This window comes from Rhizobium sp. BT04, from assembly GCF_030053135.1.
Classification (GTDB): Bacteria; Pseudomonadota; Alphaproteobacteria; order Rhizobiales; family Rhizobiaceae; genus Rhizobium; species Rhizobium binxianense.
This window is the reverse complement of sequence record NZ_CP125652.1, coordinates 4,150,337-4,172,095: the sequence shown is the minus strand read 5'-3', so window position 1 is coordinate 4,172,095 and position 21,759 is coordinate 4,150,337. Positions and strand designations below refer to the sequence as shown.

The window sequence follows — 21,759 nt, the reverse complement described above, 5'->3', positions numbered from 1 at the left end:
GGAAATCCCGCGGCGACGAGGCCCCCTGCCTATTGTGAATCTCTGAGTTCACTTGTCATCGACGGCATCCGGGATCGTCAATGCCGGTAAAAGCTCTTCACCGGTGCAGGTACTTCATCACCTGGTCGAACACGCCGGCGAGGCTGACACCGAGGGCCGTGCCGCCGACCCCGACGATCCCGAGAGCACCAAGCCCCATCAGTTTCCATCTGCGCACGTCGTCGGTCACCGGCCGCATTTCCGAGATATCCTCTTGCACGGCCGAGACGGTGCCTTCGACCTTGGCGACCCGGTCGACGAGCAAATCCAGCCGGCCGTGCATCTGCGACCGGCTGTTATCCGATTTTATCTCTGACTGCCGGAAGGCGTCACGGAGATTGCGGACCTCGGCAAGGAGTTCCCCCATTTGCTGATGCAGGCGCGGGTCGAATTCGGATGCGTTCATGCTGATGCCTCTGAATTAGGGATAGAATTTCAGCTTCTCGGCTTGCGACAGGCGGCTGACAAATCGCAGCCACCCTTGCAAGGTCGGATGGACATAAGACGTGCTGTCGAGATTCATGCCATGGGCAAGCAGCGCGGCATTATCCTGGACGTTGGTTGCGAAGATTTCCTGCATTTTGTAGTCGGCGGTCCCGTCGCCGTTGTCGACGCGGCCATAGGTGTTTCTCGACGTCCATAGGCCAGGCTGATATTCGAACATGATACGGGTGCCGTCCGGCACCGAAGCCGGCAGCTTGAACGTGTCCCATGTGGTCACGCCGTCCTGGTTGCCGGGATGGCCAATGACGTTCCCGCGGGGAAACATCTCGGCGGCCGCCGACTTCGTCGGATCGGCGGCCGCCGTAAACGCAAGCAGCTGCTCAATGACCTTGGCGTAACGAGAGCTCGCCTCGATGGTGTTGTTCACCGTCGTCAACGTGGTTGTCCACAAGGCGGGAACGGTATAGCCCGCGACAGTCCGCCGCTGTCCGACGAGCCGGTCATGGTCGGAATGATGGTGGCGCCGACGACATGGATGCTGGCCCCATAGCGCGTCTTGACGCGGTCGACCAGGCCGAGCTTGGCGTTTGACCAGGTGCTTGCCGTGGCGCTGTTGTCGTTGCGGCGGCCGGACTGGCGATGTCGGCGTTCGGCAAGATCGTCTCTTGCGGCGCGAGATTTCCCTCGCTGCAGCCAAAGCCGACGAAGGGAATGAGGAAATCATTGGTCGGATAGTCCGGAGAGCCGAAGAACAGCTTCGAGCACTGGTAGTTGAGGCCGGCCGTGCAGGTCTGCGTGAAGCCGGCCGGCCAGCGGGTGCCGGTGGCGGCCGGCATATAGCGGTTGGCATCCGCCACCCATGGCGGCGGCGCTGGATCAGTTCCGCCGATCGGATTAACAAGGGCAAGCGAGATGGCATTCATTTATCGCCGTGGTCCAAATCTGCTGCTGAGGTCGTCATAAAATTGCGCGCTGCGCCGCTGGCGGGCATTGGCGCGGTCGAGCGCCTGGCGCTCGCGGGCGAGGATGGCGATGACAGGCTCGCCTTCCCTGACGGGCGCATGCGCTTCCTGCCGGCGCAGATCGTCGGGCAAGGGCGGCAGAGCGATGCCGGCCGCCGCCTGCCCCTTCGTCGCCGAGGCCCTGTTCAGCCGCTCAGTGGCGGAGCAGCCACTGACGATCAGCAGCAGTGACAGCGCAAGCGCGGTTCTTTTCCGAAAGCTGACGTTCATAGGATTGGATCTCGATTTCGAGTGTGTCTCTGGCCGCCTGCTCGGCCGCTTCTGCGGCCAGCAGGCGCTTGCGGTGCTCTTCGGTGGCGAGCGACGCCGCGTTGCGCTGGCGTTCCATCTCGGCCGCCTTTGCCTCGGCCGCGGCCTTCTCGGCCAGCAGGACATAGCCGGCCCGCGCCTCCCGGGCCGCCGAGGGATAGCCGATCGAAACGGCATAGAGGTGATAGAGGAGAAGGCCGGCGGCGATGCCGGCGCCCATTTTGAGGGTGTCGAACAGGGAGAACATCAGATGCCCTCCAGGCAGAATTGGCGCTCTTTCTGCCGGCGCCGGGTCAGGCCCGGAAAGACGATGCCGGCGGCGCGGTTCCACTTCAAAAGCGCCTCGCAGCCCTCGGCCGTCCTGCCCTGGTTGATCAGCCTGACCGCGCTCGAGCCGCAGGCCGCCTTGACGCCGACATTGTAGGCGAAGGAGGTCAGCGCCACGAAGCGGGCATCCGGCAGGGCCACGCGCACGCAGCTCTCGACGCCGCTCGCATAGGTCTTGAGCTCCAGCGCCAACAGCGCCTTGCACTCTTCCACCGTCCTGCGGTCGCCGGGTTTGACGCCATTGGTGCTGCCGTAACAGATCGTCCACGGCTGCCCCTTTGTGGCCGGATCGGGATAGGCATTCTGGCGCAGTCCCTCGAACGAGCCGACCAGCGCCACAGCCATCGCCGCGGCGGCACTACCCTTCTGCAGGCGGTTTGCCATTCAGATCTCCTGAAATTGTCTGCTGAACGAAAATGCGGGCGACGATCGCCGCAACGGCCACGAGGCCTGTGATCACCGACATGGCGAGCTGGATGTAAAGATTGTGCGACACCCAGGTCGCGGTGACGAAATTGATGACGGGCTCGAGGACGATGCAGAGCAGCGCCAGCGCCATCAGACGGATGGACCAGGCGTGCTTGATCACCGCCCGCCAGTTATGGACGAGCATGGATAGGATTGTGGATGCAGAAAAACACCCTGCTCGGGGAACAGGGCGACCTCTTTGGGTTATTCAGCAACGCAACAGCGTCAACGGAGCCTATGGAGTAACCGGATAAATCCGATCACGGAGTCTGAATATGGGCTGCTCGATGTATTTGTAGGACAATGCGGCTAACAGCAGCGTTATTAGCGCGAAGACCCAAAACACAGTGAAACCATGCAATTCACGCTTCATGCCAAAATATGGCTCCAGCCAACGCGGTGTCACGATGAAATAGAACGAGTAGTTCACGACTTGGTGATAGACATAGGCACCGTAACTACGCTTGCCTATAAAAACTAGAACAGGATTTTCCATCACCTTCGCTGCGGTTTGCGCCCTGCCAACAGCCCAGAAAAATATCAGCGATGCGGCGATCATATAAACTGGCACGTCGTCAAAACTACTCCGAAATATGAGTGCACCTTCGCTCGTCACTGTCAGTGACAAGAGGCAGAGCGCGGATATGCCAGCCACCATTATAGCAGAGAAACAGCGCGACACTGCGGGCGTAGCCCGGGCTGTTGAGGTGATTATAGCGACCGATGCGCCGGCAGCCAGTGAATCCAGATTTCCGAGTGTGACTAAGACATTCGCCTGTCCAAGATCGGCCCACCAGGCGAAAGCGCGCCATCCGATCGCCAGGGGAAACGCCGCCAGTAGAGAAAGCTTCCACGTATTCGGGCGAAGAAAGATGACTATGGGCGCCCAGAACAAATAAAACTGCTCTTCAACCGCAAGCGACCACCACGGGGCGGCTGGTCCATAAGTTCCGATATCGCTTCTAAGAAATACATTTGAGAGATTCTGCACGAAGAAGACGTGATAGATTACGTCTTCCCGCACAGCGTCATTCAGTCCCAGGCTAATAACAAATACTAGCGCGAGGTAATAGATAGGCTGAATGCGGAAAAATCGGCGGCCATAGAAGCCCTTGAGAAGCTGGAACCCTGCAATCTCACCCCTTTGGCGTGCTAAGTCGACTAGTATTCTCGTTATCAAGAAACCACTGATCACGAAGAATATCAGGAGCCCGCCACGCCCCAAGTTGACGAATTTGTAAAGATGGGGAAGAGGCAACCAATGAGCTATCAGCACCAAAAGTAGCGAGATTGCTCTGAGCCCATCTAAGCCGCGTATGCGGTTGCGCGCCTGTCTTCCGATCTCGCGATGTGTAAGAGCATCCAACGTCCAATCCCTCCGTCTCTCGGCGGAATAGCGCAATCCTGCGTGGATTGAAAGCGCTGGCAAACGTTATCGCGTTGTATTGCGGTGCTTCACGATAGCCAGTTGACATTGCTTGCTGCCTCTTGGCCGTCTTCGTATCGGCTGCAGCTTCGATCGTGAGGCGCTTGGCTTCGATTTGCGAACCATCCAGGCGGCAAGGCTTACCCGATCGCATTGGCGACCTCCGTCGAATCTCGGCTACAAGCAGCGGATAATCCTCGTCGACAGGTGCGACTGCTTCCAGAAACGTGCGGGCCTAAACGGCCTTCTACGCAAAAATCAACGCTTGGCCGGTGCCAAGCGTGATGTATTCCAACCGTTCGCCCGCAGCCGCTGCGTCAATGCAGCCTTAAGTGAGGCCTTGATCATCCCCATCGTCAAACGAAAGGCCTGAGGACACGCCAAATGCATCGCGGACGATAACGCGCGGATGCGTATCGTCGACGATCTTGAACGTAGGGGAAAACATCCGTCATACAGTTGCCATGGTAAGGGCCCGGCGGTGCTCACTTCGTTCGAAACGGTCATAATTGCCTCATCAACAGAAAAAGGCGGCCCCGAAGAACCGCTTTTGTTTTCGTTTTCTAAGTTCGTTACCACCTCTTGAATGAGAGAACGGCTCAAGCAGGTCAGTGCAAAGGTTCATGCCATTGGTGTTGCCACAGCCATGGCCGCGGCGGCACTACCCTCCTGCAGGCGGTTTGCCATTCAGTTCTCCCGAGATTTTCTGCTGAACGAAGATGCGGGCGACGATCGCCGCCGCGGCGAAAAGCCCCGTTGCCGCCGACATGGCGAGCTGAATGTAGAGGTCGCGCGACACCCAAGTTGCGGCGACGAAATTGATGACGGGCTCAAGCACGATGAAGAGCAGCGCCAGCACCATCAGGCGGACAGACCAGGCGTGCCGCAGCACAGCGCGCCAGTTGTGGACGAACATGGGGTGGGCTCCGGAATGTGTGAGGATGTGAAAAAACGCCCGCCTCCTGGGTGGAGACGAGTGCGAATTGAGATGACAACGATGTGGGTTGGTGTCCAGTTCAACGTTAAAGGACACTAGATTAGCTCAGAGAGGCAAGGCCATCGGAGCTGAACTCCTTCTCTGTATCCGCCTCTCCAGTCTCGTTAAAACACCTTATAGTGTCAACGAAACCGGCAGCAGCACGCCATGGCAGGTCACCTTTGGATCGCACACCTAACGCGTGCCAGCAATAATTCCCATGAAGATCAATAGAATAGCAAAAAGCCGCGTCGCTGTTACCGGCTCGCCAAAGAAGACCATGCCTCCAATAGTCACAGAAGCAAACATCACCCCGATGAAGATCGGATAGGCCAATGACAGTTCATAGCGTTCCAGCACGGCGAACCAGGCGATCGACGCGATAAGTGTCATCGCATACGACGAAAGAATAAGTGGATCACTTAGGTAACGAATGACCCTTGTCAGTAGGGTAGCAGAAGCAACCTGGTCGGCCAGCACTCCCACGCGCCATTTGGTTATGAATTGACTGTACAGCGTAAGAACGACGGTCGGCAGGATCGCCAGAAGCAACTTCATGGCGTTGCGCTCGGGCCGCAAATACTATGAGGGACAGGCTGCCACCCGCTCGAGACCTCGGTGATCATGGAATAGCATGCCCGTAGCGATACATGTCCAGCATCTCAGGCGGTATGCCCCAGTCCTTGGCGCCAATCTGATCGTGCAAGCGTTCCACCGCGTCGCGCATGTTTGCCGCGATCTGGTCCGGCATGCGGCTCGTCGCGGGCGAAAATCCGTGCTGGTAGGCGGCGCTCATCTGGTGGCGGACCGCTTTCGCGACAGCTTCATCCCGCGTCATCGTGCGCAGTGGCTTACGACTAGGTGCAAAAAACGCGTAACGCTCGTCTACGGCTTCGCCGTGCAACATCTTCGCCATCACCTCGGAGATCAAAGGAGCGAGATGGAATCCGTCTCGCTTTGTTCCTGTGGCAGCGAAAAGATTGTCGATCGACGTCTTGCCGAGTAACGGGTAGGTGTCCTGGCTGTTCGGTCGCGCGCCGACGTTCACACGGATCAGGTCGGCTCGGTAATAATTACTATTAATTTGCTTTATGGCCCCGTTGAGCAGGCCTTCTATGCTCGTCAGGCGACCATGCACATGGAGTTGCGGCGCAATAAAGTTACTAGCCCCGACGAGCACATGATCGTTCGGCTCGTTTGGCCCTTGGAAATAGGGCGCAGCATACAGGCCACAGGCCAGACCGCGGTTAGGGGTACGGATGACATGGGAGAGTGCGTCATCCGGGCTGCGGATTTCTATCGATGTGCCGATGCCATAGAAGATGCGCTGGATCAGTTCCCGCAACCCGCTGCGATCGAGGACATCCCATGCCGTCGCGCCGGTAGCCAGGACAAACTGGTCGCCCTCAACCTGTTTGCCAGACATCAGAGTGACATAAGTGATCACCCCATCCGCATGGTTGAAACGATCGACACCTTCATCGATGAAGCGCACATTCGGTGCTCGGCGTAGCGCACCCTCCATCTTCTCCAGCATGATGCGCGGATTAAACCAGCCCTCGTTGTGAATGAAGAGGGCGCGGCTCGCGCGGTAACGCTGGTGCGGCTTATAGTGGGGAATGTCTTTCGGCGAAATAACATCGTGCTGCTCGTTGAAATCGATCAGCGCACTGAGAATGGCGTCGAAATTAAGGTCATCAAGATCGTCGGCGGCATTGTTGTTGACGACGTAAGTACCTGACTTAAAGCATCCGCCGCCCGAGCATCCCTGGCAGGCAGAGCAACCAGAGGGAAGTCTGTCCCCCGCTGCGTCGATAAGTGACTGTTCAAAAGCGGGCCAGAGGCGCGTCGCACGATGACTCATCTCAAATCGAAAGAGATCGATATCGGTATCGAGACCGCCATGCTCAATTTCCGCGAAGGAATTGAGCATGGCCGCCGCGGCAAGCGTCGCGGATCCCGGGCGCTGCGGTGGGCCGACCACAACGATCTCATCCGAAGCGTTTACGCGCCGCAGCAAGCCGAAGGCGATCGACAATCCCACAACGCCGTTTCCCAGCACCACCCGTCTCATGTAAACTCCAAGCGATCGTAAATACGAGTTAGATCTTCTTCAGATAACACAGCCCAGGATAGGTAGGGCATCGGTGCAGACTATGGCCGTATCTACCGATGATGTTCTCTGCATAAACGCGTCCTTCAGCCGGAATGACATTTCTGGTCAACTGCCAGAAAGCAGCAATGCCGCCGGGTACCATCCGCTGCCAAACAACCTCGAAGGCTTCGAGCGACGGCTGATAAGAATTCACATCGAAAAAGGCAAGCGCCACAAATTCATGGGGATTGTCAGAAAAATATTGCGGGATAGTCTCGCAGCAGTCTCCCTTAATCACCTTGTGCTTGTCGAAATTGTTTCCCATGGCGTTGGACTGTTCATGCAGCTTCAGCAATTCAGCGAGATAGAAAGCATATTCCTCGCCTCCGACGCCATAGGTGCCGTCGCGATGCAGCTCGGACGGAGCATCCTTGTCGGAGAAGCCGACATAGCCCTCGAACGTGTCGAAACAGGCAATCCGACGATTGAGATGCAGAGGTTCGTAGATGGCCCGGAGGTTCTCGCACAGCACGGCAGTCTGGCCGCGCCATGTGCCAATGTCCAAAATGGAGCCGGGAATATCGACAATCTGTACATAAATATCCCGGATCGCCAGAATGCGCGCCAGCAATGAACCACGCAGGAAAAGACCGGGCGAACGCTCTTTTTCCTCCGGCGTTGCAGGATAGGTCTTCTGCAACTCGAATATCTTGTGCCTGGCATCGATGCTGGTGGAAGGTGAATAGCTGATAGAGGTGGATTCGTGCGACATGGTCTATCTCTGATTTTTGGATAAGCAGCTGATATTTCTAGCTCCAAAATCTGTCCTTGATAATGTAGAGCGGACGATTTTGAACTTCCTTGAATATTTTCCCAACGTAAAAGCCGACAACCCCCAAGCAAATCAGCTGGACACCAAAAGCAAACAGGCCGATCGCAGCAAGTGACGTGAATCCGGGTTCGATGCTGGTCAAAAACAAGCGCATCATCACAAGCAACACGCCCATCATTGCACCAAATGCACTAAGGAGCAGCCCCAGCGACATCATGATGATCAGTGGGCGCTCGGAAAAATACAGCAGCCCATCAAGCCCCAGCCGCAGCCGCGACCAGAAATTATAGGACGACCTGCCCTTCAGTCGCTCCCGGTGGGCGATGCGCGTGTAACGTGGCGAGAAGCCCAGCCACTGGTCAAGACCTTGAGGAAACCGCGTTTTTTCTGTCAGGCAATTGTAAGCATTGACGTATCGGCGGCTCAGCACACGCAGGGGAGACGTGTTCTGCGGCGAATCGAGACCGGTCATGATTCGAAAAAAACTATAATAGAGCCGAGCGGTGATGCGATTGACCAGCGGGCTTTCGCGTTGTTCGTACTGTCCGATCACGATGTCCGCCTTCGTCGCCGCCATATGCTCGAGCAATGTTGGAATTTGGTCCGGATGATCCTGCATGTCGACATTCATTCGAATGATGACATCGCCCACGGCCTCGCGAAATCCGCAAGCGATGGCGATGTGCTGGCCGAAATTCCTGGACAGATCGATGATCTTGACGAAATCGAACTCGGCCTGCAACGGGAGCAGCAGTTCAAGGCTGTTGTCCCGGCTACCGTCATTAACGAAAATCAGCTCCAGTATCGCCCCAAGATCCTCGCGGCCTGTAAATGCACGCATGACCCGCTGAACCTCCACACACAGGTCACCGGCCAAACCGCCATCGCCATAGATGGGCACCACAATGGAGTAATTCACAGCTTGAGCCCGATATGTGCGCAGCCAACCTGCTCAGCTGCAAACCCAGAGGGCCAAGCATCCTCGGTTTCGCAAACGAAAGTCAAACGGCTTACCATCCTGCTGCTCCCTGTTGCGGTCCGGGCGCGGCCACAAATCCTGCCCCGTGCCCATTCAGAATAGGATCGATGATGCTGACTTGCCCGTCAAAAACACCGTGAAGCTGGGTATAGTCCGGATACGGGCCATAACTCATCCATTCCACCGTGACCCCTGCATCCCGAAACATCGTTTCGTCCAAATACACTTTCGCGGACGGACCCGACAAATAATGCGTCGCGCCAGCCGCAAGGCAAGTCGCAAGAACGCGCTCACTTCGCGCCGAGTGCGGCGCGTACATTCTGTCGCGGGTGATCAGAACATCCAGCTTTAACATCGCGACAAAATGCCTGAGAAACAACTCATTGATTTCAGTCAAAAAATTCAATTTTCCGGCTTGACTGTAGAGAGCTTCGAGAACAGGAAGAACGACTTTGGCGGCCAGCGCGGCTTCATAGGCCTGACGGATCTGGGCAAAATGCCGCTCGGCCCAGTCGCCCTTGATTTCAACGTCCTCAATGGGCTGCCCCAACCTGCCGCTGGTCACCACGGGAATGGTGATCCAGCGCGTGCCCGTTGCGGTCTTGATCTTGTTCCGATTGTGCCAGTGGCCCTTGCTGTAGGCGACCTGATCATAAATGATATATTCATCGCAGCGGCTGATCAGGTCGAAGAAGCCACGCCAGGGAACATAAGCTGACTGTATGATCGCCACGCGTTTCATGGCCGCGCACCTGCAGTCTTTCTTGCCACCACGAAACGCGATCCGCCGGCCGGCAAGCGCACCCCGAGGCGGATAAGCTGTCGCTCGCCATCCAGCAACACCTCGAACGACCTGTCCACGAACCACGGCAGTTGCAGCTCCCGCGCCGGATCATGATCCTTGGAGCGGCTGCGCGTGGAGCGCTGAAGGGCGAAAACCGGCAACAGGCTTGTCACAAATGATGTCGAGAAAATCACGTCGAGACCGGCGGCAGCACATTTTTGCTCCAGTTCGCCGCGCCGATAGCGGCGTTTGTGGAACGCCAGATCATCGTTGCGGCTCCAAAGGCCGGGGTGTTGCGGAACCGCCAGCAGCACTCCGCCGCCCGCCCGCAGGGCCTGGGCCATTTGCCGCAAGACCAGTTCGTCCTCTTCGATGTGCTCAAGTACGTCGAACGCACAAAGCAAGTCGAACTCTTCACGGAAAGGGATGTCGCGTGCATCCATCTGGAAGAGTTGCCCCGCCCCATTCAATCGCTCGCTCGCGTAAGGCAAGCCATTCAGATAGATCTCGCTGCCGCACAGCACCGCATGCGGAAGAGCCTCGCGCAAAGCCGTGAGGACGAAGCCCGTGCCGCATCCCACTTCCAGCGCCCGTTGGCTGTTGACAAAATACCGTCGCACCAGATCTGTGATCAGGCGGTTTCTGGCTCGAAACCAGAAGCTGCCATGCTGCAAGGCCTGAAGCTGTTCATGTGAACTGCTCGCAAAACCGTCGTTGTCATGGGCAAGTGCAGGCGCAAAGGACAGAAAACCATCTTCCTGCGGCACGAGCGTGTCACAGTTGGGGCATCGCCAGATGTCCGCCTCATACACGGCATCGCACACCAAACAGCGTTTCATTGCGCAAATTCCAGAACCCGGCGCGCGACACGGGCAATATCTGCCTCGGTCAACCCGCCATGCAAAGGCAGCCGAAGCAGGGTTTCTGCCGTCTCGTTGGTGATTGCCATCGACGACGCCGTTAGTCCATATCGTTCCCCGGCTGGCGAAGAATGCAGAGGAACATAGTGCGTAACGCCCCCTATGCCTTCCGCCACCAATTTGCGGCGCGTCTCTTCGCGACGATCAAGATTGGTGAAGCGCACATGATAGATATGTCCGTTATGTGCAGCGTCGGCCGGGATTTCAGGAAGACGCAACCCGTTATGGCCGGCCGCTTTGAATATTTCATCATAGGCATGCCACAGCGAAAGCCGATGCCGCGTCAGCTCCTCGGCGTACTCAAGCTGAGCTAGAAGCACGGCAGCCACCAAATCGGATGGCAGGAAGGAGGATCCCATATCCTGCCAGTCGTATTTGGCGACTTCGCCGCGAATGAACTGGGAACGATTGGTGCCTTTCTCCCGGATGATTTGCGCTCGCTCGACCAGAGCGGGATCATTGACGATCAAGGCCCCACCTTCACCGGAGACAACATTCTTGGTCTGATGAAAGCTCAAAGTGGCCAACTGGCCGAATGTTCCGAGAGCACGGCCTTTCCAGGAGGCCCGGTAAGCCTGGGCTGCATCTTCCACCACAGCCAGTCCATGGCGCGAGGCGACAGCCAGAATAGGCTCCATCTCGCACCCCACTCCGGCGTAGTGAACGACGAAGATTGCCTTGGTTCTCGGCGTAATGGCAGCCTCAATCAGCGTTTCGTCGATATTGAGCGTATCGCTGCGAATATCGACGAATACCGGCACAGCCCCGCGCAGCACCACCGCATTGGCCGTCGACACGAAGGTGAACGACGGCATGATAACCTCATCCCCCGGTCCAAGGCGGAGAAGCATTGCCGCCATTTCCAAGGCGGCGGTACACGAGTGGCATAGAAGCGTGCTGGCGCCGTACAGCAAATCCAGATGCGCATGACATCGCTTTGTGAAGCTCGCATCGCCGCCCCACTGGCCCGAGAGAAGGCATTCGTTGAGATAGAGCGCCTCCTTCCCGATCAGGTGAGGCAATGCGAAAGAGACACGATTCATTCACGAACATCCGAAGCAGCATAGCGTCAAAGGCTCGACAGCAAAAAAGCCCCCGCCTTGCGCCCCTCCTAAAATTATAATCCACATAAGACAAGCGATATTCCCGCCAGATCGCGGTCATACGCCATAATGCTGGCGGCGATACGTCTTTTACTTAAGGGTACCGTTGGGTTTGCAAATAGTGGCTTAACCAGGACCATTTTATCAACGGCACGTCCGGCAACCGAATCACACTCGTGGCTATTGCATCTGTCCGCCGATCCCGTTCATTGGATCACCGTCGTCTTCGTTGGCTCATCGAGTTTGACGTTGGCAAGAAGCACAAACAATGACAGAGCCCACAACGCTATTTTTAACAAAAATGGATGTCCCGTTTGCCCAAGGAAAGCCATGAGATGCCGGACTTTAAAGGATTTTTCAAAAAAGCTGAATTGCAAATCTTTCTCGTCTACATGGGCGCCCATCTTCCAATATTTCTTTTATCGGATGCACGATATTGGGATGACTGGAGCCTTTCTGGCGCCAGCAAAGAAATGCTTGTGAATGTTTTTACGCAGGCCGGCTTTCCCCTTCTCGGATATTATCATTATGCGGTTCAATTGATCGGCTGGTGGTTTTACGCTTTCTCAACCTTTGCACTTGGCTACCTCGTCATTCATGTATTCTATCTTATCCTGAAGTCTTTCGATTTCTCAAAATCTGACGCAACAGCACTTTCATTTCTCGCGGCAGCTTCACCTGTTTACTTTGCCAGAATTGCGGCCATAAACAATCCAGGACTATTTTTTCTACTGGCATTTGTTTTTGCTTTATATCTTTTTATAATTTCGGCGATGAACAAAAATGTATATACAGAGTATCTTTCCTACTCTGTGTTTATGTTTTCTTTTCAGTTCAACGCCCTTATACCGTCGTTTCTTTTGGTGTTTTTTATTGCTGCCTTCCTGTTTTATAAGAAGGCCGATGCGTCGACAGGCTCAATTCACTATGGAAGCTATTTGAACAAAATCAAATATATCACAAAGAGAACAGCTGCAATTGTGCTTTTGCCCTTCCTTTATGCCATAGTACAACATTTTTTATTCAAAAAAAGCGGTATGTTTTCCGCCAGCTACAACGTCATCGCCATCAATTTCGGCACAATACTATCGGAATTCAAAGTCGTAATTTTATACTTATTCCCATATGATGGAATATTTATTGGAAAGCCAGTCGCCCTGACGATATTTTTGGCTGCCTTGTTCATTGTTTACTTGACAAGATCTAATACCGCAGGGAGCGGCACTGAAGGTGAATGCAGTGGAAAAGGATTGATAGGCATCGGTGTCGTGCTGTTGGGTCTGGGAGCCTCGGCCTATGTATTGGTTGGAAAGGAACCCTCTTATGAGCCTTGGATGGCGACCCGCTTTCAAGTGCTGCTTCCGTTCGGCGCCGCCTTTTCTACCCTGGGTCTTTTAAAGATCATCTGTGCCGTTTTCCCGGCGAAGAATCCCGATATGCGCCATCGGATGAAAGTGGCCTCATTTGCCGGCTTAATGGTGGTGTTCATTGTGAATTGGTGGTCTGTTTATGCCACCTTTTATGTCGACCACCTGCGCCAGGAGGCTTTTGCCGATACCATCAGGAACACCCCCTCTCTGCAAAGCCGCAATTACGTGATCCTTGATAGATCTGGCCTGAACGCATTCGATACGATGCCCGGATTGGGAGAATATGCCGGGTTGCATGAGGTCGCGACAGGGAAACACGATGCATTGATCTTGGATTATGACTCCATGACTTTGTATGGCGGCTGGTCGGGATTTGTTGACAATTTCAAACGGTTCTTGGGACCCTGGTCGAAAGTCGAAGACGCGGCGTTGGACGTTCCAGGATGCCTCTACATCGTTCGTCGCGGACGCGACGTGCAAAGCAAGTGGTCCTATGCGGTGAGTGCTTTTATCGTCAAGATAAGAGATCCTAAACACTATACGGCAAGGCATCTCTTAAGTTTTGATGGCCCCTATTGCCAATCGCCTCGGTGAATGTGACGTGCACGCCGTAAATTAGCTAACTGGCGCTGACTGCGATCTTGAACGAATGGCAAGCGTCATCCATGAGGTCGGGCTCAAGAGCCAAACCTGCAAGCCACGAGGGACGGCGGTATTGATGAAGCCCGGGATGCGATTTAAGTGCGGTATTTGACGACTTTCGCTGGAGAGCCAACGGCGATCGCATATTCCGGAATGTCGCTGAGGACGACTGAATTCGCGCCGATAACGGCGCCTTTCCCAATCTTCACGTTCATCAGGATTTTGGAACCAGCGCCAATCCAGACATCATCGCCGATCTCGACAGAACCTATATCAGCCTTCTGCAGTCGGATAGGCATGTTCTTACGCATGCCGTGGCTATGATCGACGATCTGCACATCGGAGCCGATCAAAACATCATTGCCTATGGAGATACAATTTTTCGCGGTGATGACATTGCGTCGGCCGATCACCGTATTGTTGCCGATGAAGACCTTCGGCTCCGGCATTGTCAGTTGAAAGAACGCTTCGTCCTGGATTGTGACGCCAGACCCGACTTTGAGAACCGCATGCTTCACCATGCGGAACTCTGCGCTGCGCTTTACCACGAGATCGTTACCGGCCGCTGTGAAGTAGCGAAAGCGCTTATAGGCGGTAGTGATCCGCTGGATTAGTCCGCCTCTGTTTCGATATGATGCCTTGTCGATCTTCATGCGGGAGCTCTACTACGAAATCCTCCCGCATGGGAAGTGGAAGCCATCGGTCCATACCCATAGCTGCCTGCAGACCCATCCGACATAGACCTCAGTTAATGCGACCGCGCGTGTCGAAGTATCCCTGCGTCGAAATGGTGTAAGAAGTCAATGAAGTGGAAGAGGCAACATTGTAGATTTGACCGGCAGAATTGGTCCGAATATCCATCTGTCGTGAGAATGCCTGCGACACCGCGGTATTGACGAAGTTCTGGCCAAACCCGGTTGACGCAGACGGTAAGCTCGTTCCCAATGCTGGATCCCAATGGTTGATATTCGCGATCGCTCCGCCAGTGTTGACTATTTGAGCCACGATGCGAGCCATTACCGGAAAGGCTGGGGGCACTTTCAACGTTCTCAAGGCGGCGGCTGTGGCAATCGTGCTTACGTCAGTCGTCGGCACCTTGTATGCGAAGAAATCCCCATCTTGGACGAAACTCACCCATGCCCCAGATACCCTGAGGAGAGCTCCAATACGGCGCTTTCTGTCATAACTTCCAGGCATAGTGGGGGACGTCGCGCTTGCGGAAAGAAGCGAGTCGACAACACCTGTGTCCGACCGAGCGATGATATAAGGGTAGTACCATCCATCCGCGATTGCCCCAGTATCAAGCCAGCCATTGCCGGAGCCCACGGCCCACGCGACGTTTCCGGCCTTGATCAACATACTTGCAAGGCTCATGAGAACTGGGGTTGCACTATCGCTTGCTGCCGCACCGGCTGCGATATCGATCGAGTTGGTTGGATCGCCGGCATTGTTGGAAAGAGTCAGCCCGTAGATATGTCCAGCCGGTGCGGATGCCGCCACCGTCTTGAGCGTTGTCGCTATCCCGTCAGTGAAGAACGCCGTACCACTGCAGATGATGAATGCCGAATAGCCGTTCGGAATGACGAGCGTAGCCGCACCGTCGATCGTCTCTGCCCCGCTGGGGTCAATCGTCACGGCGGCACCGTCGGCGATCACCATATAATGCCAGTTGGCACCGAGTGTTGCGGCTGCTGTCAAGGTGACGGTAGCGACTGCAGTAAAGCGATGTACTGCGGCATCGTCGGATCCTACGGCTGTGTAATCCCCCGACTTCGAGGCGAAGACCATGGCGTGATCGAACGCGACATCAACGCCGTTCTGCGTGAAGCCGAGTAGCCCGCCACCCTTGAGATAAAGGCCGGTCTGAGGAACTGAGGCAAATCCGATACCGGGCGCAGACACGGTCCCGCTTGCGGCCTTCAACGGCGCTACCATCGGCGCCGAGCCATCGCGCGGCAGCGAATTGGTGATTTCGTTGCCGAGGTCGGTGGTCAGCGCGTTCCATGGCGCCGGGTCGATGACCTGGCCGACGGAAGGTGTCGTGCCGGCGGGCTTGGAATACACGCCGGTGGATGGGTTTCTGGGCATTGAGCTTCTCCGAAAAGGAAAAGGCCCCGCGAATTGCGAGGCCTTGGATCGTATATGCCACCCATATCCTTGGTCAGGGCGTCATTCGCGTGATCCTGCCATAGAGGGTTGATTACCAGCCGCCACCACCGCCGTTTCGACCGCGTACTCTAAGAAGCGCGCGTGTAAGAGCAGCCTTCGCGCCGGCTCTACGACCACTTTCCGTAGCGGTTTCGGCCGGCATCATACGGCGCCCCTTTAAAGTATCCATAGCGAGTCCTTTCAAAGCCTCTTCGCTAGCGCCACGGAAGGCCTGCTCGGCTCGGTTGCTGAAACCACCTTCCCCGTTCCCGAAACCTTCAACAGCACCGAGCCCGATGTTGGTCATCCTCCCTGGCGGCAACTTAAAAGCTAGGTCAGAGGCCAAACCTCCGGCGCGCTGCAGCGTTTCGGAGACATAGGGATGCTGTTCGTCGAAGGCTCTGTCCATCCCGCGCTGATTAGCGAGTGCGTTGTCATACCGCTCTCCAAACGTTTCGCCTGGCAGCGGCGGAAACAAAAAATCAGGCAGCAGTGGATCAGCATAGGGCGCCAGCAATGCAGCTGTCCCAGCGTCCATTTCGTCGAGATAAGGGCCGACGACAGTGCCACGGCTGAAGGCGCGTAATGCATTGTTAACCGAGAGGTCGCCGGAGTGCCCCGCATAAGGGTCATTTCTAAGCTCGGCAACTTTTCTCGGTGGTACAACCGGTGTTCTATTAAAGTCTGACATTACGACTCCTGTGGATGGTGGTTGGGATCGACATGGCTTCCGAACAGCAGCTTGGAGATCTGCCTCAGTTTTAGGACGGGTCGGAGCGGACCGCCGGCTTCTTCAGCGCTTGCAGAATTGCGTCGCCATCGCGCGCTGCCGCGGTGGGACATTCGCGTTGGCAATGGCCTTCAGAAGCGGCTAGCCTCGGTCCGCTCATCGGATTTGGGGTTGAAGATGGCTGCTGAACCGCGAGTGGGATGCTGGCGCCCCAAGACGGCAACGAAGGCTCATGAGTTGTCAGGGAACATTGCGCTTGCCGACGAAGATCGACGGCAGGAAGCCGGGAAACTTCGCCGGCGGAGTTGAAGGCGTGCCTATCGGCGCAGCGGGGGCTTCGGCAGTCCCTGCTCTCTGCTCCTGATCCGCCTGCCTAATCTCCAGCCCGCCCATCAGCGCCTGCGCCAGCCGCGCCGCGCCCTGCCATGGCGATTGCACCGGGCTCGCATCCATGCCCTGCTGCAACATCGCGTAGGCCAGCCGCTTGCGCTGGTCGTCGATGTCGCTCTGCGTCTTGCCGGTATCGCCGCCGAAAATATATGCCATCAGCCCACCGCCCTTCCGTAATCGACGCGGTCGAAACCGTCTGCGTGTTCGAACACCGATTCCGGATGAACCTCGCGCACATCATCGGACATCAGGCCGATCTGCACCGGACCGCCCTTCTTGTACCGGAAGGAGTAGACCGGCAGGCCGTTATCCAGCGTGCCGACGCGTTTGATATCTTCCTTCAGCCGACGGTCGGACTTCGCCCAGCCGCCGAGCAATGATCCGCCCAGGCCGAATAGACCGCCCATCGCGGCGTTCGATTGGGCAACCTGGCGGTCATAGAGGCCCATCTTCTGGTTGAAATTTTCGTTGATCAACCCAGCCTGATCGACCGTCGGCAGTTGCGTCGTCGGCGTGTTGACATAGCTCGGCTGATGCACCTGCGAGCCCGACATCAGCGCCGAAATCTCGTTCAGCGGCTGGTTTCGCTCGGTCAGGATCGAGTTCTGGGCATTCGAATACATGTCGCCGAGATACTGGTCGGAGGCGGCCTGCTTGCGTGTCGAAAAATCGCGCATGGCGTTGTCATAGGCGGCCGAGCCCATCGAGATGCCCTTGTCGGCCAGGCTCTGATCGAGGCTCGCCTGGTCGCGGTCCCACTGGTTGTTGAAGCCGGACCGCCAGTGATCATTGACATATTTGTCGACATTGCCGGCGCTGAGATCGACATTGGTGCCGAGCACGCCGGATATTTTGTTGGTCTGGTCGTTGGCGAGCTTGGCAAGGCCGAGCTGCGTCTGCTGCGTCTGGTCGTAGATCGCCTGGTTCTCCGGCGAATAGCTCTGATAGGCCGAATAAACCGGCATCCGATAGGTCTTGCCGTTCTGATCGGTCATCGGCGTATAGCTGCTAATCTTGTATTCCAGCGAACCATCCGGCGTGTACTGGTTGGTGTGGCTGAGGCCGGCATTGGCAATGGCGGTGTCGACGTTGGTCGCCGTCTGCGCCGCTGCGGTCTGTGTCGGATCAGGCGCCTTCGGGGCCTTCGGCGTGGAGACCATAGGGAAAATCCTCCTTCATGATTGCGTAAAGCAGCGCGTCGCAGTCGCCGAAATAGGCTTGTTGGCGGCCTTCCGGACGGGCACCCAACCTTGCGAGCACCGTCTGGGCGGCGATGTTGTCGGCGCGGGTCCTGGCGGTGGCCCGGCGGCAGCCGAGCTGATGCACGACATAACGAAAGACGGATCGCATCAGCGCCAGCGACAGCCGGTCGGCGGCCAGCGAGACCTCGACGTCATGTTCGGTCCAGACGTTGAAGACGAAGCCGGCGATGATCCGGCCGCGGTCGACATGGGCGAGCGTGGTGTAAGGCGGGTGGAAGCTGACGCCGATCCTGGCCCCGACCCAGGCCGCGATCTCCTCGCGCGGTTCGGAGACGATCAAATCGGCGCGCCCTTTTCGTAAAGCACCGAGCCGCCGACGACGGCGGCCTCGGAGACCGAACCTGACGAGCCGGAGATCAGCGCGCGGATCGTCGGCGCCAGCGCCGAACCCGCCCCGCCGGCAGAGGCGAATTTGCGGACGAGCGAAATGCCCGGGAATTTGGACACGCCCCAGATCGCCGTTCCCCATTTCGCCGCCGCATTCTTCTCGACCGAGGACAGAAGGGCGGTTGGAATCTTCGTCTGGTAGTCCACGGAGATGCCGGCATACATCACCGTGGAAACGCCGATCTGCGCCGTCACGCCGATCAGCTTCGAGAGCTTGGTCGAGAGCCCGTCGCCATGCCGGCTCCAGGCGCCGACCATCAGCGCGTCGATCGCCACGCCATTGTCGTTGGCGCCGACCTCGGCCTCGTAGACCGTGCCGTCGGCGCTGCCGAAGAACAGCCGGTCCTGCCATGTCGCCCAGCAGGAGGCCGGCATGCCGACGAAGCGGCACCAGGCCCCGGTTTCGGTGTTCATCACATATTGATAGGGGCCGGAGGAGGACGGCAGGTTGACGATCGCCATCTGCCTGGCCGGGAAGCTCGAAAGCTGCCACGCCTCGGATGTCGTGCCGGTCGCCGCCACCGTCTCGCGCCAGGTCGGGCCGATCTTGGCGGTAATCGCCCCGAGGCTGGTGGCGCCGCGATCGAGCTGCACGGCCTTGGTGATCGGCACGATGCCATCCGTCGTCATGATCGCCAGGTCGGCGCCGACCGACAGCAGGCATCGATCGCTGCCGAGCGGCCGGCCGAGCTTGAAGGTGCCGATCAGGCCCCAATTGGCAGCATTCGAGGGATCCGACCCCTGGAAGACGATCACCTCGCCCTCCGAGGAGATCAGCACCAGGCACTGCTGCAGGCCTGTGGAAACGGGGATGGTCCAGACGTTGATCGCAACCAGCGTGCCGCCATATTTCATGTTGCCGCCGACCGGCAGAACCGTGGCGGCGCCGCTGACGGCATCGGTGGCGAGATACCAGACATTGGTCGAGTTCTTCTCGATGAACCAGAGGCGCGAGCGATAGGCCGTCACCGCGATCAGCAGCGAGGCATCCGGTATGCCGGTGATCATCGTCGAGGTTACGTAAGGTGTCGCGACCGCGCCTCTTTCGAGCTGCGCATTGGTGACCGAGCCCGTCACGGTGACGACAAGCGTGCCGGCCGCCGGCGTGAAGCTGAGCGACACCCGGTTGTTGACGCCGGTGCCGTTCAGCGTGCCGGTGAAGGCGCCGGAAAGGGCGACGGAGCCGGTGCCGAAGAAGCTCAGCGTATAGGCCGTGTTGCGCACGGCGACGTTCTGGGTGGTAAGCGTTGCGGTGCCGGTGAGAAAATTGTTCGTCCAGGCGGTGCCGTTGAAGAGCAGCGGCGTGTCGAGTCCGTTGACGAGACGCAGGAACTCCTGGCCGGCCGGGTTGGTATATTGCTGCACCGACCAATGGGCGCTGGAGAGGCCGGAGACGACGGGCGCACCGACGGCGCCGCCCGCCGTCACGTCGTAGATCTTGTCGCCGGCGGCGGCAAACAGCCTGTTGCCGACGCCGGAATAGGCAATGACCGTCTGCACGTCGGCGCCAAGCCCGGTGGCGAAGCCGAGGAAGCCATAGCGGGCGCGCACCCGGTTGGCCTCGGGAAAGAAATTGTCGAGCTGAAACGCGGCATCGGCGGGCATATCCGCCATCTCGACATCGGTTCGCCAGCCGCCGATCGGCGCGATCCAGTCCTTGCCCGGCGAAACGCGGCGGGTGCGGCCATTGGGGGGAACAGGTCTGCGGGTCATGGATTTGAAACCGTGATCGTGCCGGGCCAATAATTCTCGGGCGTCTGGCCCCTCGCCGGCAGCGAGAGGTCGACGGGCGCTGCGGCGCGATCGGCGCCGATGGCGGCTTCCTTGGACCGCTCGAAACTGGCGATCTCCTCGCCATAGTCGAGGCCCTTGGCCCGCTTCCAGCGCCAGATCAGCGAGAGTTCGAGAAGATCTTCGGGAAAACGAGCGGTATCGGTATCGTTGGCCCAGTTGCCGGCCGTGGTCGCCCCGCCGTTCACCGCCACCCAGAAGCCGGAGATATATTCGTATCTGATCGTCTCGCCCGCGGCGTTGGGGTAGATGTCGAGCCTGCCGCCCGACATCCGCCAGATCTGCGGCACCGGGTTCGAATTCAGGATCGCCTGGCGCTGCCAGGTCTGCGGCTCGACGGGACCGTTCAACTGCCAGAGGCGCGAAGCGTTCCAGATCTTCGCATTGGCGGCGAAGCGGTCCCAGTCGGCCGGCGGCTCGGCAGGCTCGGGGTTGTCGCCCGTCGCGGTGAATTGCCGGTCGACCGTCAGCGCCGACCAATCATGCTCGCGCATCAGGTCGCGGCCGGCGCGGGTGGAAAGGATGCGCAACTGCATGATCTGCGGATCCGCCGAGGACATGACGGCCGTCGGCGGATCGAGGTCGATTTCCGCGCAGACGTTCTGAATGATGGTCAAGAGCGACATGCGGAAGATCTCCGGGTTCAGGTCGGGATGCTTGTCAGGGCGTCTTCAGGCTGCTTGCCGGCTGCGGCTCTTGCTGCCCTCGCCTTCCCTGTCGATCGCCTCGAAGCGCAGGGCCATCTCCTTCATCTGCTCCTGCAGGCGGGTGACCTCGCCCTTCAGCCGTTCGTTTTCGGCGGCAAAGGCGGAAGCGGCGCTGGAGTTCTCGGCGGTGGCAAGATAGCCGCGTGCGGCGGCGACGAGCTCGTTGGCGCCCATGCCGATCTTCTGCTTGGCGGTATCGGAGAGCGCCGCGAGCTGCTCGACGGTATAGATGTTGACCGCCTCCATCTCCTTGATCTGGCTGGGCTTGAGATAGGGCCATTGCGAAAGCGGCGTGCCGGTCAGCTGCTCGCGGGCCTCGGCCCCTTCCTTGAAGCGCTTATAGGCGTCGGCAAAGCGCCGTTTGTCGTTGTCCGTCACCTCGCGGTAGACTTCGGTATGTTTGTCGCCTGATATGAAGATGCGCACGAACTCCTTGTCGGCAAAGATCGGCCGGCCTTCCCTTTCGGTCAGAAAGGTCTGTTCGACCGGCTCCAGGCTGAAGGAGGCATAAATTCCGGTGTTGCTGTCGGGCATGGTGCTTGCTCGCTGTTGATGGCGGGGAAATGAGGGATTGGCGCCGGAGCGCCGGCTGTGATGTCGTGCCGGTGGCCGCCCCTCACTCTGGCCCTCTCCCCGTTCTGACGGGGAGAGGGGACGTGCCCCGCGAT

At 57.9% G+C, this 21,759-nt stretch carries 26 protein-coding genes; 1 reads left to right on the top strand and 25 read right to left on the bottom strand.

What is annotated here, in order from left to right; translation table 11 throughout:
* Positions 1-97: 97 nt before the first annotated feature.
* From QMO82_RS28670 to rffA, 16 genes are all read right to left on the bottom strand, one after another.
* Positions 98-445, bottom strand: coding sequence for a DUF1515 family protein (locus tag QMO82_RS28670; RefSeq protein ID WP_183606060.1), 348 nt, complete (start codon positions 443-445; stop codon positions 98-100).
* Between the two features lie 15 nt (positions 446-460).
* Positions 461-919, bottom strand: coding sequence for a hypothetical protein (locus QMO82_RS28665; protein ID WP_246718194.1), 459 nt, complete (start codon positions 917-919; stop codon positions 461-463).
* Positions 920-983: 64 nt separating this feature from the next.
* Complete coding sequence (locus tag QMO82_RS28660; RefSeq protein ID WP_246718193.1) at positions 984-1,406, bottom strand: hypothetical protein; 423 nt, start codon at positions 1,404-1,406, stop codon at positions 984-986.
* A complete protein-coding gene (locus tag QMO82_RS28655; protein WP_183606654.1) occupies positions 1,407-1,634 on the bottom strand; it encodes a hypothetical protein in 228 nt (75 codons plus the stop codon).
* Between the two features lie 4 nt (positions 1,635-1,638).
* A complete protein-coding gene (locus QMO82_RS28650) occupies positions 1,639-2,001 on the bottom strand; it encodes a hypothetical protein (RefSeq protein ID WP_183606059.1) in 363 nt (120 codons plus the stop codon).
* The gene (locus QMO82_RS28645; protein ID WP_183606058.1) at positions 2,001-2,465 is read right to left on the bottom strand and encodes a lysozyme; all 465 of its coding nucleotides are present in this window, start codon (positions 2,463-2,465) and stop codon (positions 2,001-2,003) included. Before QMO82_RS28645 ends, QMO82_RS28650 begins: the two co-directional genes overlap by 1 nt.
* The gene (locus QMO82_RS28640; protein WP_183606057.1) at positions 2,440-2,694 is read right to left on the bottom strand and encodes a hypothetical protein; all 255 of its coding nucleotides are present in this window, start codon (positions 2,692-2,694) and stop codon (positions 2,440-2,442) included. The genes QMO82_RS28645 and QMO82_RS28640 overlap by 26 nt, the downstream gene beginning before the upstream one ends.
* Positions 2,695-2,784: 90 nt before the next feature.
* Positions 2,785-3,915 carry an acyltransferase gene (locus QMO82_RS28635; RefSeq protein ID WP_183606056.1) on the bottom strand — a complete coding sequence of 377 codons (1,131 nt, stop codon included), beginning with the start codon at positions 3,913-3,915 and terminating at the stop codon, positions 2,785-2,787.
* Positions 3,916-4,636: 721 nt separating this feature from the next.
* Positions 4,637-4,891 (bottom strand): hypothetical protein, encoded by a 255-nt coding sequence (locus QMO82_RS28630; RefSeq protein ID WP_183606055.1) that lies wholly within the window; start codon positions 4,889-4,891, stop codon positions 4,637-4,639.
* A gap of 255 nt (positions 4,892-5,146) precedes the next feature.
* On the bottom strand, positions 5,147-5,509 hold the full coding sequence (locus tag QMO82_RS28625) for a hypothetical protein (RefSeq protein ID WP_183606054.1): 363 nt from the start codon (positions 5,507-5,509) through the stop codon (positions 5,147-5,149).
* Between the two features lie 64 nt (positions 5,510-5,573).
* Positions 5,574-7,025, bottom strand: coding sequence for an FAD-binding oxidoreductase (locus QMO82_RS28620; RefSeq protein WP_183606053.1), 1,452 nt, complete (start codon positions 7,023-7,025; stop codon positions 5,574-5,576).
* 28 nt (positions 7,026-7,053) lie between these two features.
* Positions 7,054-7,818 carry a TylF/MycF/NovP-related O-methyltransferase gene (locus QMO82_RS28615; protein ID WP_183606052.1) on the bottom strand — a complete coding sequence of 255 codons (765 nt, stop codon included), beginning with the start codon at positions 7,816-7,818 and terminating at the stop codon, positions 7,054-7,056.
* 37 nt (positions 7,819-7,855) lie between these two features.
* Positions 7,856-8,797 (bottom strand): glycosyltransferase family 2 protein, encoded by a 942-nt coding sequence (locus QMO82_RS28610; protein ID WP_183606051.1) that lies wholly within the window; start codon positions 8,795-8,797, stop codon positions 7,856-7,858.
* Between the two features lie 91 nt (positions 8,798-8,888).
* Positions 8,889-9,599 (bottom strand): WbqC family protein, encoded by a 711-nt coding sequence (locus tag QMO82_RS28605; protein ID WP_183606050.1) that lies wholly within the window; start codon positions 9,597-9,599, stop codon positions 8,889-8,891.
* Complete coding sequence (locus QMO82_RS28600) at positions 9,596-10,480, bottom strand: methyltransferase domain-containing protein (RefSeq protein WP_183606049.1); 885 nt, start codon at positions 10,478-10,480, stop codon at positions 9,596-9,598. Before QMO82_RS28600 ends, QMO82_RS28605 begins: the two co-directional genes overlap by 4 nt.
* On the bottom strand, positions 10,477-11,604 hold the full coding sequence (rffA, locus tag QMO82_RS28595; RefSeq protein WP_183610820.1) for a dTDP-4-amino-4,6-dideoxygalactose transaminase: 1,128 nt from the start codon (positions 11,602-11,604) through the stop codon (positions 10,477-10,479). The genes QMO82_RS28600 and rffA overlap by 4 nt, the downstream gene beginning before the upstream one ends.
* 395 nt (positions 11,605-11,999) lie before the next feature.
* Between rffA and QMO82_RS28590 the strand changes: the two genes are divergently transcribed.
* Positions 12,000-13,628, top strand: coding sequence for a hypothetical protein (locus QMO82_RS28590; RefSeq protein WP_183606048.1), 1,629 nt, complete (start codon positions 12,000-12,002; stop codon positions 13,626-13,628).
* A gap of 143 nt (positions 13,629-13,771) precedes the next feature.
* Here the strand turns inward: QMO82_RS28590 and QMO82_RS28585 are convergent, their stop codons facing one another.
* From QMO82_RS28585 to QMO82_RS28545, 9 genes are all read right to left on the bottom strand, one after another.
* Positions 13,772-14,329, bottom strand: a complete 558-nt coding sequence (locus QMO82_RS28585) for a DapH/DapD/GlmU-related protein (protein ID WP_183606047.1) — start codon at positions 14,327-14,329, stop codon at positions 13,772-13,774.
* Positions 14,330-14,420: 91 nt separating this feature from the next.
* Positions 14,421-15,764 (bottom strand): hypothetical protein, encoded by a 1,344-nt coding sequence (locus tag QMO82_RS28580; RefSeq protein WP_183606046.1) that lies wholly within the window; start codon positions 15,762-15,764, stop codon positions 14,421-14,423.
* Between the two features lie 112 nt (positions 15,765-15,876).
* Positions 15,877-16,515 (bottom strand): hypothetical protein, encoded by a 639-nt coding sequence (locus QMO82_RS28575; RefSeq protein WP_183606045.1) that lies wholly within the window; start codon positions 16,513-16,515, stop codon positions 15,877-15,879.
* A 279-nt stretch (positions 16,516-16,794) separates the two neighbouring features.
* A complete protein-coding gene (locus QMO82_RS28570) occupies positions 16,795-17,100 on the bottom strand; it encodes a hypothetical protein (RefSeq protein ID WP_183606044.1) in 306 nt (101 codons plus the stop codon).
* Positions 17,100-18,104, bottom strand: a complete 1,005-nt coding sequence (locus QMO82_RS28565) for a tail fiber domain-containing protein (RefSeq protein WP_183606043.1) — start codon at positions 18,102-18,104, stop codon at positions 17,100-17,102. The genes QMO82_RS28570 and QMO82_RS28565 overlap by 1 nt, the downstream gene beginning before the upstream one ends.
* Positions 18,070-18,486, bottom strand: a complete 417-nt coding sequence (locus QMO82_RS28560; protein WP_183606042.1) for a GNAT family N-acetyltransferase — start codon at positions 18,484-18,486, stop codon at positions 18,070-18,072. The genes QMO82_RS28565 and QMO82_RS28560 overlap by 35 nt, the downstream gene beginning before the upstream one ends.
* A complete protein-coding gene (locus tag QMO82_RS28555) occupies positions 18,483-20,306 on the bottom strand; it encodes a hypothetical protein (RefSeq protein ID WP_183606041.1) in 1,824 nt (607 codons plus the stop codon). The genes QMO82_RS28560 and QMO82_RS28555 overlap by 4 nt, the downstream gene beginning before the upstream one ends.
* Positions 20,303-21,010, bottom strand: coding sequence for a hypothetical protein (locus tag QMO82_RS28550; protein ID WP_183606040.1), 708 nt, complete (start codon positions 21,008-21,010; stop codon positions 20,303-20,305). Before QMO82_RS28550 ends, QMO82_RS28555 begins: the two co-directional genes overlap by 4 nt.
* Before the next feature lie 45 nt (positions 21,011-21,055).
* Entirely contained in the window at positions 21,056-21,625 is a 570-nt protein-coding gene (locus tag QMO82_RS28545) for a hypothetical protein (RefSeq protein ID WP_183606039.1), read from the bottom strand.
* Between the last annotated feature and the right edge of the window lie 134 nt (positions 21,626-21,759).